This is a genomic window from Streptomyces sp. NPDC088252 (assembly GCF_044740965.1).
Lineage (GTDB): Bacteria > Actinomycetota > Actinomycetes > Streptomycetales > Streptomycetaceae > Streptomyces.
Genome location: NZ_JBIURS010000003.1, coordinates 358,353 through 373,811, shown reverse-complemented (window position 1 = coordinate 373,811; position 15,459 = coordinate 358,353). Strand labels below are relative to the sequence as shown.

The 15,459-nt window shown below is 73.5% G+C and carries 14 protein-coding genes; 4 read left to right on the top strand and 10 right to left on the bottom strand.

Going from position 1 to position 15,459, the window contains the following annotated elements; genetic code table 11:
- Positions 1–65: 65 nt before the first annotated feature.
- Complete coding sequence (locus ACIOHC_RS08695; RefSeq protein ID WP_401842042.1) at positions 66–755, top strand: copper homeostasis protein CutC; 690 nt, start codon at positions 66–68, stop codon at positions 753–755.
- A 97-nt stretch (positions 756–852) separates the two neighbouring features.
- Here the strand turns inward: ACIOHC_RS08695 and ACIOHC_RS08690 are convergent, their stop codons facing one another.
- From ACIOHC_RS08690 to ACIOHC_RS08665, 6 genes are all read right to left on the bottom strand, one after another.
- A complete protein-coding gene (locus ACIOHC_RS08690) occupies positions 853–1,428 on the bottom strand; it encodes a hypothetical protein (RefSeq protein ID WP_351081833.1) in 576 nt (191 codons plus the stop codon).
- Positions 1,425–2,822, bottom strand: coding sequence for a hypothetical protein (locus ACIOHC_RS08685; RefSeq protein WP_351081910.1), 1,398 nt, complete (start codon positions 2,820–2,822; stop codon positions 1,425–1,427). The genes ACIOHC_RS08690 and ACIOHC_RS08685 overlap by 4 nt, the downstream gene beginning before the upstream one ends.
- Complete coding sequence (locus ACIOHC_RS08680) at positions 2,819–3,652, bottom strand: ABC transporter ATP-binding protein (protein WP_351081835.1); 834 nt, start codon at positions 3,650–3,652, stop codon at positions 2,819–2,821. Before ACIOHC_RS08680 ends, ACIOHC_RS08685 begins: the two co-directional genes overlap by 4 nt.
- Positions 3,649–4,467 carry a zf-HC2 domain-containing protein gene (locus ACIOHC_RS08675; RefSeq protein WP_401842039.1) on the bottom strand — a complete coding sequence of 273 codons (819 nt, stop codon included), beginning with the start codon at positions 4,465–4,467 and terminating at the stop codon, positions 3,649–3,651. The genes ACIOHC_RS08680 and ACIOHC_RS08675 overlap by 4 nt, the downstream gene beginning before the upstream one ends.
- A complete protein-coding gene (locus tag ACIOHC_RS08670) occupies positions 4,464–5,024 on the bottom strand; it encodes an RNA polymerase sigma factor (protein ID WP_351081839.1) in 561 nt (186 codons plus the stop codon). The genes ACIOHC_RS08675 and ACIOHC_RS08670 overlap by 4 nt, the downstream gene beginning before the upstream one ends.
- Before the next feature lie 251 nt (positions 5,025–5,275).
- On the bottom strand, positions 5,276–7,417 hold the full coding sequence (locus ACIOHC_RS08665; protein ID WP_351081841.1) for a UvrD-helicase domain-containing protein: 2,142 nt from the start codon (positions 7,415–7,417) through the stop codon (positions 5,276–5,278).
- Between the two features lie 393 nt (positions 7,418–7,810).
- Between ACIOHC_RS08665 and ACIOHC_RS08660 the strand changes: the two genes are divergently transcribed.
- Positions 7,811–8,002 (top strand): hypothetical protein, encoded by a 192-nt coding sequence (locus ACIOHC_RS08660; RefSeq protein ID WP_351081843.1) that lies wholly within the window; start codon positions 7,811–7,813, stop codon positions 8,000–8,002.
- 100 nt (positions 8,003–8,102) lie between these two features.
- Here the strand turns inward: ACIOHC_RS08660 and ACIOHC_RS08655 are convergent, their stop codons facing one another.
- Complete coding sequence (locus tag ACIOHC_RS08655) at positions 8,103–8,324, bottom strand: hypothetical protein (RefSeq protein ID WP_365689731.1); 222 nt, start codon at positions 8,322–8,324, stop codon at positions 8,103–8,105.
- A 29-nt stretch (positions 8,325–8,353) separates the two neighbouring features.
- On the opposite strand from ACIOHC_RS08655, the gene ACIOHC_RS08650 reads away from it, so the two are divergent.
- Positions 8,354–8,500, top strand: coding sequence for a hypothetical protein (locus ACIOHC_RS08650; RefSeq protein ID WP_365689732.1), 147 nt, complete (start codon positions 8,354–8,356; stop codon positions 8,498–8,500).
- Between the two features lie 234 nt (positions 8,501–8,734).
- On the opposite strand, the gene ACIOHC_RS08645 is transcribed toward ACIOHC_RS08650, so the two are convergent.
- A complete protein-coding gene (locus ACIOHC_RS08645; protein ID WP_351081847.1) occupies positions 8,735–10,378 on the bottom strand; it encodes a DNA repair helicase XPB in 1,644 nt (547 codons plus the stop codon).
- Positions 10,379–10,554: 176 nt separating this feature from the next.
- Positions 10,555–13,014: a helicase C-terminal domain-containing protein gene (locus ACIOHC_RS08640; RefSeq protein WP_351081849.1), complete on the bottom strand. Its 2,460-nt coding sequence runs from the start codon at positions 13,012–13,014 to the stop codon at positions 10,555–10,557.
- 75 nt (positions 13,015–13,089) lie between these two features.
- Between ACIOHC_RS08640 and ACIOHC_RS08635 the strand changes: the two genes are divergently transcribed.
- Entirely contained in the window at positions 13,090–14,205 is a 1,116-nt protein-coding gene (locus tag ACIOHC_RS08635) for a hypothetical protein (protein WP_351081851.1), read from the top strand.
- 206 nt (positions 14,206–14,411) lie between these two features.
- On the opposite strand, the gene ACIOHC_RS08630 is transcribed toward ACIOHC_RS08635, so the two are convergent.
- Positions 14,412–15,383 carry an iron-siderophore ABC transporter substrate-binding protein gene (locus ACIOHC_RS08630; protein ID WP_351081853.1) on the bottom strand — a complete coding sequence of 324 codons (972 nt, stop codon included), beginning with the start codon at positions 15,381–15,383 and terminating at the stop codon, positions 14,412–14,414.
- Between the last annotated feature and the right edge of the window lie 76 nt (positions 15,384–15,459).

The following is a 15,459-nucleotide window of genomic DNA, read 5'->3' as shown; positions in this document are numbered from 1 at the left end:
CCGGCCGACCCGTAGGCTGGCCATTGGACTAGACCTATTGCCGCTTCCTGGAGGATTGGGATCCCATGAGCAACCGTGCAGTCCTGGAGGTGATCGCTCTCGACGCGGAGGACGCGGTCGCCGCCCAGGCGGGTGGTGCGGACCGCCTTGAGCTGGTCACCGACATGGCGGCGGACGGCCTGACCCCGTCCTGTGCGACCTTCGCGGAGATCCGGGCAGCGGTGGACATTCCGCTGCGGGTGATGCTCAGGGTGGCGGGCGGCTTCGCGGCCGGAGACATCGATGTGCTCGTGGACAAGGCGCGCGAACTGCGTGCGGAGGGCGCCGAGGAGTTCGTCCTGGGCTTCCTCGACGCCGAAGGGCATCCGGACCTGGTAGCCGTCGAACGGCTCGTCGCCGAGCTGGACGGCTGCCCCTGGACCTTCCACCGCGCGATCGACCGGGCCGCCGACCGCGACGCCCTGCGCAAGCAGCTGGCGGACATGCCGGGCCTCGACACGTACCTCACCGCGGGCTCACCGAAGGGCGTGGACGACGGCATCCCGACCCTGCTCGCGGAGGCGGCCCGCAAGGGCGAGGCCGGGTACGAGCCCCAGATCCTGGTGGGCGGCGGGCTCCGCCTGGACCACTTGCCGGAGCTGCTGGCCGCGGGCCTCGACGCGGTGCACATCGGCGGCGCGGCCCGACCGCACGGCTGGTCGGGCCCGGTGGACGCGACGGCGGTACGGGAATGGCGCACGATGCTCGACGCGTAGTGGGGCGGGGCGGGGCGCCCGCGGTGGGCCCCGGTCGCCGCGTGGTGGGTGCTCGATCAGATGCGTACGCGTGCCGCACGCGACCGCGCCGCAGTCGTCACCGTCCCGGTCCCGCGACGGCGTAGGCCGCGGTGCCGACGACCGCGAGGACCAGGGCCGTCCAGGTGCCCGCCGCCGTGCCGGGCGGCAGCAGCATCCAGCTCGCCACCTGCATCGGCGCACTCGTCGGGGGCGGGGCGAGGAACGAGAGCGAGAGCCAGGCGAACGGCAGCGTCCAGGCGTACGGGCCGCCCGAGAGCGCCGCGCCCAGGGCGACCAGTCCCATCAGGCCCGCGCTGTCCCGGACGACGAACGCGGTGGTGGCCATGGACTCGCCCATCGCCTGCACGGTCAGCAGCACCGTGCCGACGACCGCCCCGCAGAGCAGCACATGTGCCGCTCTGCGGGGCACCCAGCGGATCGCGGCCGTTCGGTCCAGCGCGAGGTCCTGCCCGCTGAGCCCGATCGAAGCTGCCATCGCCCCCGCGGCGAGGACGAGCACGGGCAGCCGCGGATCACCGGGCCCCTCGCCGCCGTCCCGGGCGAGCGCCCACACCGCCACCGTGCTGATCACCACCGCGGCGAGCGACGCGGGTATCCGACGCGAGCGTGCGTACAGCGTCAGCCATCTCACCGGGACGCACCGCTGCTCAGCGCGTCGAACGCGTCGCCCTTGCAGGAGAACGCGGCGGCGCGCATCGCGTCGATCCGCGAGAGCTGCTCGGCCCGCGGCAGCGCCCTGAGTTCCTTCCACGCAGGGCGGGACTCGGCGTCGACCTCGCGGCGCAAACCTGCCGGCAAGGTGCCGGGAAGCGGCCTGAGGTCCCCGAGGACCCAGCCCACCGCGACGGTCCGCGCGAATTCATCATTCCCGAAGCTGCTCCAGCCGACGGGGGAGCACCCCGGCACCATGCCTTTGGCGATCAGGGCCCGGGTCAGCTCCTCGCCCTTCGCGGCGGCGATGATGTCGTCGTCGAAGTCGAAGAGCACGGTCGTGCGGGACCACTGCGGCGTGGAGCCCGACGGCAGTACGGCGGTGTTCTCCCGGACCGAGACCGGCGCCCGGCCGCCCAGGGCGCCACGCAGCAGGCGCAGCGCCTCCTTGCCCGGACCCGCGAGGTCGGCGAGTCGCGCCCGCTGCGTCTTCGTCACGCACACCGGGCCGTCGCACACCAGCTCCGCGGCGGCCTCGTCGACGACATACATCCGGCGCGGGTCGGAGGGAAGGACGAGCAGGGCGACCATCGCGCCCGCCACGACGGGCGTCAGGGCGACCAGCCGGGCGCGCCGGGTCGCGGCGACCAGCAGCGCGAAGCCGGTCGCGGCCATGGCGAGCAGCCAGATCGTCTGCCCGACGTGCACGGAGGCGGAGAGCGTGACGAGTGCGTCGCGCACCTCCTGCACCGCCGGTGACAGCAGGGAGACCCGGTTCGGCTCCGTGCTCGGGAGCCCCGTCGCCGTGGTCGTCTCCGTCCGCCCCAACGACATCTGCATGAGGGCCGTGAACACGAAGGCGCCGACGGCCAGCGCGGGCGGGGTGAGTACGGACGGCAGGGCCCGCGCGGCCCCCATGCCCAGCACGGCCCCCGCGACGAGAGAGAGCGCCCCCACCAGCGAGATCGGCAGCCACCCGAGGTGCGTGTACTCGGTGCCGGCGACCACCTGGACCGCGCCCACGAGGACGAGGAGCGCAAAGGCCGAGGCCAGCGTGATCGCCGTCGTGCCCGCCAGCGTGGCCGCGCGGTGCCGGGCGGGCCGCGGCGTGCTCGTCAGCAGCTCGGACATCTTCGAACGGTGGTCGCGCAGACCCTGCAGCGCCCCGAGACCCACGGCGAGCGGCCACAGGTAGAACAGCACGGAGCGGGTCCACAGGGCCATGGGCGTCCACTGGGCCGTCCACCGTGCGGTGCCGTTCCACCACGGTCCGGGAATCAGGTACAGGATCGCCAGCGCGCTCGTCAGGATCACCGCGCCGGCCCACGGGGCGACGGACCGCTTCAGCTCGATGCGCAGGATGCGGATGTTCACCATGTGCCCCTTTCCTGCTCGGGGTTGAGCAGCAGCGCCGAGTAGCCGCGCTCCAGCGGACTGTCCCCCACGTGCTCGGGGCCGCCCACCGAGGCCAGCTCGTCCGGAGGGCCCTGGAAGACCAGCCGCCCCTCGGCGAAGACCACCACGTCGGTGCAGGCGGCGGCGACGTCCTCCACCAGATGGGTCGAGACGAGCACGCAGGTGTCCGTACCCAACTCCTGCAGCAGCTCACGGAAGCGCAGCCGCTGCGCCGGGTCCAGGCCGACCGTCGGCTCGTCCAGCAGCAGGATCGCCGGGTCGTTGACGATGGCCTGGGCGATGCCGACCCTGCGTACCATGCCACCCGACAGGGCCTTCATCCTCTCGTCGGCGCGGTCCGCCAGGCCCACCCTCTCCACGGCGCGCTGCACGGCGGCGGGGACGTCCGCCTTGGGCACCTCCTTCAGCCACGCCATGTACTCGACGAACTCGCGCACCGTGAAGCGCCTGTAGTAGCCGAACTCCTGCGGCAGATAGCCGATCCGGCGGCGCAGCGCCCGGTGCTCGCGCATGCCGCCCGCGGACTCGCCGAGCAGCTCCAGACTGCCCTCGGTGGGGCGCAGTACGGTGGCCAGTGTCCGGATGAGGGTGGTCTTGCCCGCCCCGTTGGGGCCGAGGAGACCGTGTACGCCGGTGCCCAGCGACAGGTCGAGCCCGTTGACGGCCATCCGTTTCCTGCCGACCCTGACCTTCAGTCCGGTGGCCCGGATCTGCCAGGCGTAGGCCGTCGGTGCGATGTCGGCCGCGCTTGCCGCGGACATGATGTGGTGTTCCTTTCCGTTGGTCATCGATGGGCTCCCAACACGGAGTACGCGCCCCTGCGTGCGATCACGACAGCGCTACCGAGCACGAGGACCAGTGCCCACACGGGCAGGCTGCCCGTCTGCAGGGCGACGGCCGTACGGCTGGTGACCAGGGTCGGCGCCACGACCGCGGCGGCCCACACGGCCGCCAACGCGACAGCGGCGCGGGTCACGCCGACGACGCCGCCGAGCGCCAGGGTCGTCGAGGTGAAGGCCAGACAGGGCAGCAGCCACTGCGCGGCCGTCACACCGGTCGCCCATCCGGCCACCAGCAGCGCGGGGACGACCACGGCGAGCACGGACGTGGTGCGCCGCAGCACCAGATACAGTCCCGCCCTCGGCGCGGAGGCCGTCAGCTCGTACGCCGGGTCCAGGCCGCGCGACCACGACGCCGCGACGCCGAGGACGGGCAGGATCGGGGCGAGCAGCAGCACCAGCGACACCTCGCCGAAGCCGGTGTCGGCCAGGTCGAGCAGGAGGGCGAGCAGTGTCACGCTCACGACCATGGCCAGCCACGGCACCATCGTGGGCGTCATCCACCTCGACAGCCACGCCGACCAGCGCCGTTGGCGCGGCATCGTGGCGGTGGCGGCCAGCCGGGGTTCGAGGTCGGACCACACGGTGCCGACCAGCGCCGCCACGGCGGGCGCCTCGGCGGTGACGGCGGCCGACAGCCGGTCACGGCACACCCCGCACGCCTGCAGATGGGCCTCCAGGGCCCACACCTCGTCGGCGGCGATGTCCGTGTCGCCGCGTGCGTAACCGTCGATGATCCGCATCGACGCGTGTTCCACGCTCATACCAGCGCCCTCCGCATCGCGATCCGGGCCCTGCGGGCACGGGTCTTGACCGTGCCCTCGGGCAGCCCGAGCAGGACCGAGGTCTCCCGGACGGACAGCCCGTCGAGCACCATGGCCTGCAGTACCTGTCTGAGTTCCGGCGCGAGGCGCCGCAGCGCGTCGCCGACGTCACCGCCGACGGTCGTCGCGAGCGCCTCCTCCTCGGCGGCGGGCGCCGCGTCGGGGAGGGCCGCGGCCGCCGGCGGCTCGGCGTGGTGGGCCCTGCGCCGGAAGGCGTCCACGAGGCGGCGTGCCGCGATCGTCCACAGCCATCCGGCGGCCGTACCGCCCGCCGAGGACCCCGCGAACGCGCCCGCCGCGCGCCACACCGCCAGATACGTCTCCTGCATGACCTCGGCGACGATCTGCTCGTCGGCGCAGCGACGGCGCAGCCGCAACGCCATCCACGGCGCGGTGCGCCGGTACAGCTCCTCGAACGCCGCGCGGTCACCCCTGGCCACCAGCCGGACGAGGCGCTCCTCGTCCAGCGCGCCCGGTGCCTTCCTGACTGATCTCACACCGGCTAGACGCCCGAGCAGGGCCGCAGGTTTTCCCCTCTATGTGATCCCCGTCACATGCGGGAAAGTCCGTGGGCTCCACTCGACCGAAGATTCGCCGTTACGTGCTGCCCCGCACCACGAGCGTCGGCACCGAGCCGGCCGGCCGCGTCCGTCCCGGGTGCGCCCGCGCCTCGACCCGGGCCCGGTGGGGCTGTTCCCCCGCCCGCCCCTTCCGGGGCCCGGGGGCGTCGCCCCCCGGGCCCCGGACCTCAGACGCCGGTGTGGCCGGCGGGCGCCAGCTCTCCCGGCAACCCTGCCGCGTGCACCACCGTCAGCCCCGACACCGCACGCGTCAGCGCCACGTACAGCCGGCGCAGCCCCGTGCGCTCGTCCGGTTCGCCGTCCACCACCGCGGCCGGCTCGTCCAGCACCACGTAGTCGTACTCCAGGCCCTTCGCCAGCGATGCCGGGACCAGCGTCAGCCGGGACTCGGCGGTCGTCTCCTCACCGGGGGAGAGATACGCGTGGCCCGCCGCGGTCAGCGCGTCCGCCAGCGCAGGAACACGCGCATCGGCAGCGATCAGGCCGATCGACCCCTCCCGCGTCAGCGACTCCTCGCACGCCGCCAGCACCGCCGCGTCCAGATCCGCCGGCCCGGCCACCTGCCGTACCTCCAGCGAACCCGGCGACTCGCGCACCGACTCCACCGCCGCGAGCCCCGGAGAGATCTCCGGCAGCAGCCGGGACGCGTACGCGATCACCTCGCGCGGCACACGGAAGCCCGCCGTCAGCTCCTCCACCACCGCGTCCGGCTTGCCCAGGTGGTGCAGCGCCTGCGCCCAGCTCTCCGTCGACCACGGCGTCGTGCCCTGCGCGAGATCGCCGAGGACCGTCGCCGAACCCGTCGTGCAACGGCGGCCCACCGCCCGGTACTGCATGGGGGACAGGTCCTGCGCCTCGTCGAGCACGACATGGCCGAGCGAGTGCGTACGCGCCACCAGATCGCTCGCCTCGTCGATCAGCACCGCGTCCGCCGCCGACCACTTCGCCGACTTCACGCTCCGGACGGGCTTGGTCCACAGGATCGTCTTCTGCTCGTCCTCGGTGAGCAGCCCCGCCGCGTGCGCGGCCAGGAACTCCGCGTCGACGAGCAGCCGCAGCACCAGCTTGGCCGGTTCGACGGCAGGCCAGATGGCCTTCACGGCCGCCTTCACGGCGGGGTTGCGGGCCACCGCGTTCTGCACCCGGTCGTCGGGCGCCTCGCCCGCCTCCTCCATCCGCACCAGGACGGAGTGCGCGATCCGCTGCGGAAGCGCCTCGTGGGCGGCCCCGTACCGCATGTCCCGGGCCAGCAGTTCGGTGACGATCTCCTCCAGCTCGTACGCCGGCACCCGCCAGCGGCGCGAGCCGCGCACCACCATCACCGGCTCCGTCGGCGGCGTCACATGCGAGCGGATCGCCCGCCGCAGCACCTGGGCCATCCTGGCGTCGCCCTTGACGACGGCGGCGGCCGCCGAGTCCGTGCCGCGCACCTCGATGCCCGCCGTCACCAGATCGTCGACGGTCGCCTGCTTCACCTCCAGCTCACCGAGGGCCGGGAGCACCTGCTCGATGTAGTGGAGGAAGGACCGGTTCGGGCCGATGACCAGCGTGCCGGTACGGGCGAGCCGCTCGCGGTGCGCGTACAGCAGATACGCGACCCGGTGCAGGCCGACGGCCGTCTTGCCGGTGCCGGGCCCTCCTTGCACGCAGACGGACCCGCCGAGACCGCTACGGACGATCTCGTCCTGCTCCGGCTGGATCGTCGCGACGATGTCACGCATCGGACCGACACGCGGCCGTTCGATCTCCGCCTGGAGGAGCTTGCTGGTCCGCTCGGCCTCGGTGGGGTCGCTGAGGTGCTCGTCCTCGTACGCGGTCAGCTCACCGCCGGTGTAGCCGAAGCGGCGGCGCCGGCCGACGTCCTGGGGATCCTTCCTGGACGCCCGGTAGAACGGCTGCGAGACGGGCGCGCGCCAGTCGATGACCATCGGGTCGCCGTCGGCGTCATGGACATGGCGTCGCCCGATGTAGAACTGGCCCTCCCGTCGCCCACCACCACCCTTGGCGGAGGCGCTGCGCGCCGCCCCTTCCGATGCACCCTCGGCCTGTTCCGCACCGACCGCGTGCTGATAGTCCAGGCGCCCGAAGAAGAGCGGTGTATGGGCGAGATCGGCGAGCGACTTGATGCGCTCGTCGATCTGGGCCTGCAGAACGGCCGCGTTCACCCAGTTCGCGGTGACGTCACGGATGTCGAGGGCCTGGGCGTCCTCGCGCATGGCGCGCAACGCGGCGCGGGACGCGGTGAGATGGGCGCGTTCACGATCCAGGGGATCGGTGGTGGTGTCGCTTTCGTGTTCGTGCGCGGGCACGGTGTTGCCTCCGGCTTTTCAACGCAGGACGGCGGACCGCGTCTCGCTCCCGGCCACGGCTCGGGGCGATGCGGTCCGCTCGGGATCGATCACGGGATACGCGCGCGGGCGCACGTACGGCTGTCGGCCGGTTTCCGTCCGGTCGGCGGCGCTCCCCCGGCTGCCGGCGAAGGCCGGTACCACGGTGCGGGAGGCGGGCAGACCGGCGATTGTAACGACCGCCGCCGTCGGGGTCGAACGGATTTGACGCCCGGCCGACACCGGGCTCACTCCGGCCCGCTGCCGGGTCCACCCCGTAGGGGACGGCATGCGACCGGAGACCTACGCGCACCGCTCCCGGATTCCGTCCGTGGATCGATGCCGTCGCGGGCCGGGCGCAGGACCATGGATTACATGAGCACCGTCACCCTGAACCCCCGCAGGACCGGTCCCGCGCACGGCGCGACGGCGGCCACCGGTCACCCGTACACCCACCACGTCGGCGACGCCCTGCGCGCCGTCAAGGTCTACGCCCGCGCCGCGTTCGGCGTCGTCGTCCTCGGCGAGTACGCGGAGGAGGCAGGCGTCCACCGTCGCGAGCACTGAGTACGCGCCACCTCCCCGCATGAGTCCCGGTATGAGCAGATGACCGGAGGCGGTGCGGCCCTGCGTCACGATGGGGTGGCGGCACGGAGCGCAACCACGTTCACGCCTTCGCCGTCCCGCAAGCCCCGGCCGGCTCCGTCCCCACGCGTCCCGTCGTCCCCGCACGCGGCCCGAACGCCTGGATCGTCCCCATGCTCGCCACGGTCCTCTCCTTCTTCCTGACCTGCTTCGGCATGTTCGCCATCGGCTTCGCGGCGATGGCCACCGACAGCTGCGGCCCGGACAACTGCCCGTCGGACATCACGGTTCCCCTGGGCCTCATGGGCTACGGGGTGTACGCGGCCCCGTTCGGTGACGCCGCTCGCCCTGATTGCCGCCTGGGTACTGTCATGGCGTCCCGGCTGGGCCGTCGCCCGCCGGTGGGCGGCGGTGATCGCGGTGCTGCCGGGGCTGACGGCCGTGGGCGGCCTGGCCCTGCTCCTGACGCTCGGAGGCTGACCCCGCCATGACACGCCTTCGCCGTCCGGACCCTCGCCCGCCGCCCGTGCGGTTGCGTACGCCACGCCTCCGGGCCTGCTCGGCACCCGGGTTCTGCCATGGCGCTCGCGCAAGGCCGCGGCCCGTCGACGGGCCGCGGCCTTCGCGCTGCTGCCGCACGCGGTGATCGCCGCGGATCCGCTGCCGCTGCTGATCCTCAGTCAGTGACCCGCGTACGCGGACCGGCCACCGTCCTCAGCCGTCGGCCAGCAGCTCGTCCGCGTCCACGATCCGGTACGCGTACCCCTGCTCGGCCAGGAAGCGCTGGCGGTGCGCCGCGAAGTCCTGGTCGATCGTGTCGCGGGCGACCACCGAGTAGAAGCGCGCCTCGTGCCCGTCGGCCTTGGGCCGCAGCACCCGGCCGAGCCGCTGCGCCTCCTCCTGCCGCGAACCGAACGTCCCCGACACCTGAATGGCGACGGTCGCCTCCGGCAGGTCGATGGAGAAGTTCGCGACCTTCGACACCACGAGGACGCTGATCTCGCCCTCGCGGAACGCGTCGAAGAGCTTCTCGCGCTGGGCGTTGCTCGTCTCGCCCTTGATCACCGGGGCGTCCAGATGCTCACCCAGCTCGTCGAGCTGGTCGATGTACTGCCCGATGACCAGGGTCTGCTCGCCCCGGTGCCTGCGGACCAGAGACTCCGTCACGTTCCGCTTCGTCGCCGTCGTCGCGCAGAACCGGTACTTCTCCTCGGTCTCCGCCGTCGCGTACGCGAGCCGCTCCGAGTCCGTCAGATTGACCCGCACCTCGACACAGTCGGCGGGCGCGATGTAGCCCTGCGCCTCGATCTCCTTCCACGGGGCGTCGAACCGCTTGGGCCCGATCAGCGAGAAGACGTCCGACTCGCGGCCGTCCTCACGCACCAGCGTCGCGGTGAGGCCGAGGCGCCGGCGGGCCTGCAGATCGGCGGTGAACTTGAAGACGGGCGCGGGCAGCAGATGCACCTCGTCGTAGATCACCAGACCCCAGTCGCGGGAGTCGAACAGCTCCAGATGCGGGTAGACGCCCTTCCGGCGGGTCGTCAGCACCTGGTACGTGGCGATGGTGACCGGCCGGATCTCCTTGCGCGTACCGCTGTACTCACCGATCTCGTCCTCGGTCAGCGAGGTCCGCTTCACCAGCTCGTGCTTCCACTGCCGGGCCGAGACGGTGTTCGTCACCAGGATCAGCGTGGTCGCCTTGGCCCGCGCCATCGCACCGGCCCCGACCAGCGTCTTGCCCGCACCGCAGGGCAGTACGACGACGCCCGAGCCACCGTGCCAGAAACCCTCGACGGCCTGCTTCTGGTACGGCCGCAGCGCCCAGCCGTCCTCCGCGAGCTCGATGGCGTGCGCCTCGCCGTCCACATAGCCCGCGAGGTCCTCGGCGGGCCAGCCCAGCTTCAGCAGCGTCTGCTTGATCTGTCCGCGCTCCGAGGGGTGCACGGCGACGGTGTCCGGGTCGATCCGCGCCCCTACCAGCGGCTGGACCTTCTTCGACCGGAGGATCTCCTCCAGCACGGGCCGGTCGGTGGAGGTCAGCACCAGACCGTGCACCGGATCCTTGGAGAGCGTGAGGCGGCCGTACCTGGCCATCGTCTCGGCGATGTCGACGAGCAACGCGTGCGGAACGGGGTAGCGCGAGTACTGCACGAGCGCGTCGACGACCTGCTCGGCGTCGTGCCCCGCGGCGCGCGCGTTCCACAGCCCGAGCGGGGTCAGCCGGTAGGTGTGGATGTGCTCGGGCGCCCGCTCCAGCTCGGCGAAGGGCGCGATGGCCCGCCGACAGGCATCGGCCTGGTCGTGGTCGACTTCCAGGAGCAGTGTCTTGTCGCTTTGGACGATGAGGGGTCCACTCACGCGCGTCGGCCCTTTCTGCTGCGGGGACGGCCGGGAACGGCCAAACGTCCAGTGTGCCGCATCCGGCGGTGCGGGCGCCCCGCGTCGCCGGGCACGGGGTCGTCGGCCCGGCGGAATGCCACGGCCAAGGTCGCCGCGGACGGGCGGCGCCCGTGCGGGGGCGCAGGGCTCCGGGCTCAGTGTGCGGCGTCGTCGGCCAGTTCGGCGACTCCGGTGATCCGGTGCAGCGGGTATGTGCGGACCTCGTCCGCCGTGTGGTCGTACGCCGTGACGAAGCCGCCCTCGACCCGGACCGGGGCGATGACGCGCTGGCTGGCCGCGCCGTCCGCGTTGACGTAGCCGATCCAGAGCGCCGAGCCGGTCATCGCGGCGGCCTGGACGGTGGCGAGGGTCTCGGCGGAGGTCGTACGGGGCAGGGAGCCGGGCGTGGTGGCGGGCGCGTCGGCCGGGTCCTTGCGGACCACCGTGGCGGCCGTGTCCCCGGCGCGGACCGCCCGGACCGCCGCGCCGAGCAGGGTCGCGTCCGGGACCGGAGGGCCCTCGGGCACGGGGACGGGAGGTGTGCGGGGCGGCGTGCGACGGGCGCCCGCCCGGGTGATCAGGACGTCTCCCTCGGCGGACTCGGCGGCCGGCGCGTAGCCCATCTCGCGCAGCCCTTCGAGCAGGGACGCCGGGTCGACCTGGGCGGCCAGGGCCGTCGGTGCCAGGCGGCGCAGGCGCAGTGTGGCCGAGCGCCGGTCGGCGAGGATCTCGTTCAGCACGGCCTCGTCGTCGCAGCGCACGTACGAGGAGGCGGCGCCGATCCGCAGATGACCGTGGCGGCGGGCGACATCGTCGATGAGGTAGCTGAGCGGCTGCGGCACCGGCGTGCGGCTGTGGGTGGCGAGGAAGGCGTGCAGATCGGCCGCGGACTGTCCGGCGTCCAGGGCCCGGCGCACGGAGCCGGGGGTGAAGCGGTAGACCGTCGCGCCGCCCTTCGACTCGATGTCCGCGAGGGCGGAGAGCATGTCCGCCAGCGGGCGCTCCAGCGGACCGGGGGCGACGGCCGTCAGGTCGGCCTGGAGCAGGACGTGGTCGAGGGGCTCCGGGATGAGGGGCGCGAGCAGCGCGGCGGCCTCGGCGGGGCCGGAGTCGAGCAGGGCGCGGGTGTGCGCGGCGAGTGCGCCGCGGCCGGTGATGCCGAGGAGTTCGGACTCGTTGAGCGTCCACAGGGCGATCCGGGACCGGAGGTCGGTGGTGTCCCCGGCGGAGGCGGACGCGCCGCGCAGCGGGCGTTCCCAGCGGAGCCGGGCGAGCACGGTCTCCGGGTCGGGGGCGCTGCCCGGCTCCAGGGAGGCGAGGAGGGCCAGGACCCGGTGGCGGACCTCGGGCGCGGCGGAGCGGTCGAGGTCGGGGCCGAGGGCGGACAGGGCCCGGCCCTTGGCGTCCTGGCCGCCGACCAGTCCGGGCGTACGGGTCGCGGCGAGCCAGGCGGCGGCGAGGCGCGCCCAGCGGTCCTGGGCGGGGAGTTCGGCCCAGTCGTCGTAGGCGGGCGTCGGCGCGTACCGTTCGTCGGCCTCGCCGTCGGAGGCCAGCAGCCCGGCCGCGTAGGCGAGTTCGGTCCAGAACGCGGCGATCGGCTCGGAGACGTCGAGGGCGGTGGCGGTCCGCTTCAGGTCGCGGACACTGAGGCCGCCGGCCCGCAGTATCGCGGGCCCGCCGCCGTTCCAGCTCTTCAGCAGCTCCTCGACGGTGCCCACCGCCAGGAACGCCTGGCCGGCCGCGGTGCTGTCCACAGCCTGGGGATCACGGGTGGCGACCGCCTCCACGGCCGGCGGGCGTGGTTCCGGCACCCGGTGGGCGCGCCCGGCCCGCAGATGCAGGGCGGCCTCGCGCGGCAGCACCACGGTGCGGGTCGACACGGGCAGCAGCAGCCCGTGGTCGCGCAGCCATTTCACCGGCGGGGTGGGGTTCGGGGTCACTTCCCCGTACGGCGGCCCCCACACCAGCCGGTCCAGCACGGACAGGGCCTCGGCGGGGGCGGTGTCCAGCAGCTCGCCCATCCTGGCCCGGTCGGTGAAGAGCGCCGACAGGGACGTCACCGCGGAGACCGGATCGTGGGTGGTGGGCAGACCGGCCGCCGCCAGGATCTCCTGGAGGCGGCCCGGCGACATCCCGGCGGTCGCCTCCGCGACGGTCGGGCCCAGGCCGGTGGGGGAGGGGTGCTGCGGGGACGGCGCGAGGAGTTCGCGCGCGGTGCGCACCAGTCGCAGGCGGTCGTTCTCGCCCCAGACGAGGGCCTGTTCGCGCAGCGTGTCCAGGACGGCGGGCAGCGCGTCCCCGATCGCCGTGTCCGCGCCGCCCCGGTGCTCGCCGTCGTCCCGGCCGTCGCCGGTGAGGAGGCCGAGCAGCGTCTCGTACGGGGCGGGGTCGGGAGCCACGGCGAGCGCCTCGGCGGTCTGCAGGGCGAACCGGTCGAGGTGCTCCAGCGCGCGTACGACGGAGGCACGCGTGCCGGCTCTCGTCGCGAGCTGGGTGATGTCGCCCGGCACGGGGTTGAGGAGATCGGGGCGGGCGCGCAGCAGCCCCGCCAGCGATTCGTCGTCCCGGGCGCGGAGGGCCTCGGCGAGCGTCCGCGGTGGTGTGGTCGTCCCCATCCGTCCCACGGTAGTCGTTCCGGGCAGGCCCGAGGGCGCTACCGTCGGTGCAGGGCCGCAGAGGGGAACCGTCACGTGGGCATCGAGAGCGACCAGCTCGTCTACGACTATCTGAGCCGGGTCGGGGACCTGGCGCAGCAGCAACAGCTGTCATCGGGGGCCCGGATGAGGCTCGTCGCGACGCTCCGGGGCGAGATCGACCGGCAGCGCGAGAAGCAGTCCGGGGACGCTCCGGCGGCGGTCCGCCGCATCATCGGGAGGCTCGGCACGCCGGACGAACTGGTCGCCGCGGCGGCCGCGTCGGCGGACGGCACGGTGGAGCTGCCGCAGGGGCCGGGACCCGTCGCGGGGGAGGGCGGCGGCATCCCCCGGCCGCGCCGGGGAATGCTCCGGAAAGACGGTTCCGGCCGGGGCGCGTCGCCGGTGCGGGCGGAGACCCCGGACGCGGAGTTGTCCGACGCGGAGCCGGGGCGCGCCGACGAGTCCGCACCGTCCGCGGCCCCGGAACCGGCCGGGCGGGTGCCCTCGCCGCCGCACATGGCCGGTTCGGACGAGCTGGGCCGGTCCGGCAACGAGCCCGACTGGTGGCGCGTCGAGCCGACGCCGTTCGGTGACGCGGTCGATGTACCGGGGTTCGTCGGCGGTGTCGAGATCCCGGACATGATGAAGCCGCCGCCCCCGGGCGGGGGCGCCGTGCCGCGTCCGCGCACGGGTGACGGTGAACCGGAGTACGACGAGCCGGACGACGGTGACGGTCCCCCCGAGGACGACGGTCCCGGCGAGGCCCCGCGCCGCCGACGGTTCCCGGGGCTCGGCCGCCGCGCCGCGCGCGAGGGCGGTGCGACGGGCCGCGGCTTCTCCCACCCCTTGCTGCTGCTCGCCGCCGTGCTGCTGCTCGCGGGTGCCGTGACGGGCTCCTGGCCGGCCCTGGCCGGCGGCTGGCTGCTGGCGTACAGCTCGCGCAAGCTGTCCCGCGCGGAGGCGAAGTGGGCCGCGATGGGGCTGCCGGGCGTGGTCGTGGCGGGCGCCCTGGTCTGGTTGTGGGGTCGGACGACGGGCCGCTGGGGCGAACCCGTCCCACAGGACGGGATGGCGCAGGCGCTGAGCGGGGTCTGGCCGGTGGTGGTAAAAACGGCCGCCGTGGCGTCGGCGGTGTTCCTGGTGTGGCGGGCGCGGAGGCGCGCGGGCTGAGAGGCCGTTGTCCCTCGGTGTTCCATCCCGTGGACTGCGTTTCGTCCCGGGGTGTCGGGTTCGGTGTCCGGCCCACCGTCGGCGCCCGTCCTGCCACCCGTGCCACCCCCGACAGCGGCCGTGGGCGAAGGGGGGCCGGCGCTCCCGCCGGACCGCCGACCGGTACCCGCCCGGACGCTCGACGGACGGGTCCCGCACGCCGCCTCTCACTTCGTCAGATCGGTCCGCAGCTCGTCGAGGATCCTGTCCGCGGCGGTGTAGCCGATGCCCGCGATCCACAGGCGGTCGTCGACCTCGAAGACCCTTCCGTTCCTGGACGCCGTCAGCCCCTTCCACAGGCCGCCGCTCATCGTCTTCGTCGCACCCGCCTTGTCCGGGTCGCCGTACGTCGACGTGAAGACGACATCGGCGTCCGCGAGGTCGATCTTCTCGGGGGACACGTCGTACGAGAAGCCGTCCTTGGCCTTGTCGGTGATCGCGGGGCGGCCCATGCCGACGTCGGCGAGGATCGAGCCGATGTAGTTCTGCCTGCCGTAGATGCGGATGTCGGCGCCCTCGACGAAGCGGACGAAGTTGACATCCGTGGCGGCCGCCTTCTCCTTGCCGCCGATCGCCGCGGTCACCTTCGCGACATGGGCGTCGTACGAGGCGATGACCTTCTTCGCCTCGGCCTGCTTGCCGAGCGCGTCCGCGTGCAGCCGGAAGTTCTCCTTCCAGGCGGATCCGGTGGACTCCGTCATCACGGTGGGGGCGATGGCGCTGAGCTGCTCGTAACGGTCACCGTCACGGACCTTGCTGGTGAGGATGAGGTCCGGCTTCAGCGAGGCGACGGTCTCCATGTTGGGGTTGGCGATGTCGCCGACCTCCTTGATGCCCTTCGTGCGGCTCTCGGGCAGGTAGGAGGGGAAGCCGTCCTCCGTCGCCGAGTGCGTCGCCCCGACGGGCCGTACGCCGAGGCTGAGTGCGGAGTCCAGCTCACCGGTGTCGAGGACCACGACGCGTCGGGGGGCCACGGGGACCTCGACGTCGCCCATGACCGTCTTGACGGTGCGGGTCCTGGGGGTGCCGGCACCGGAGTCCTTGCCGGGGTCCGAGGAACCGCAGGCGCAGAGCGCGAGCGCGCCGGACAGGGCGAGGGCGCCGACGGTGAGGCCGCGGCGGCGGGTGAAGGTGGTCATGGACTGCCTTTCGTCGGTGGGGCCGGGTGCTCGGTCACGGGTGTGCCGGCGGTGAGCCGTTGCGGGCAGCCGGGCC

Bases quoted from the DNA above. Each gene is read 5' to 3' on its own strand.
- ACIOHC_RS08695 (WP_401842042.1), top strand. From the start codon at position 66: ATGAGCAACCGTGCAGTCCTGGAGGTGATCGCTCTCGACGCGGAGGAC.
- ACIOHC_RS08680 (WP_351081835.1), bottom strand. From the start codon at position 3,652: ATGACCAACGGAAAGGAACACCACATCATGTCCGCGGCAAGCGCGGCC.
- ACIOHC_RS08640 (WP_351081849.1), bottom strand. From the start codon at position 13,014: ATGGGGACGACCACACCACCGCGGACGCTCGCCGAGGCCCTCCGCGCC.
- ACIOHC_RS08660 (WP_351081843.1), top strand. From the start codon at position 7,811: ATGAGCACCGTCACCCTGAACCCCCGCAGGACCGGTCCCGCGCACGGC.
- ACIOHC_RS08630 (WP_351081853.1), bottom strand. From the start codon at position 15,383: ATGACCACCTTCACCCGCCGCCGCGGCCTCACCGTCGGCGCCCTCGCC.
- ACIOHC_RS08655 (WP_365689731.1), bottom strand. From the start codon at position 8,324: ATGAGGCCCAGGGGAACCGTGATGTCCGACGGGCAGTTGTCCGGGCCG.
- ACIOHC_RS08675 (WP_401842039.1), bottom strand. From the start codon at position 4,467: ATGAGCGTGGAACACGCGTCGATGCGGATCATCGACGGTTACGCACGC.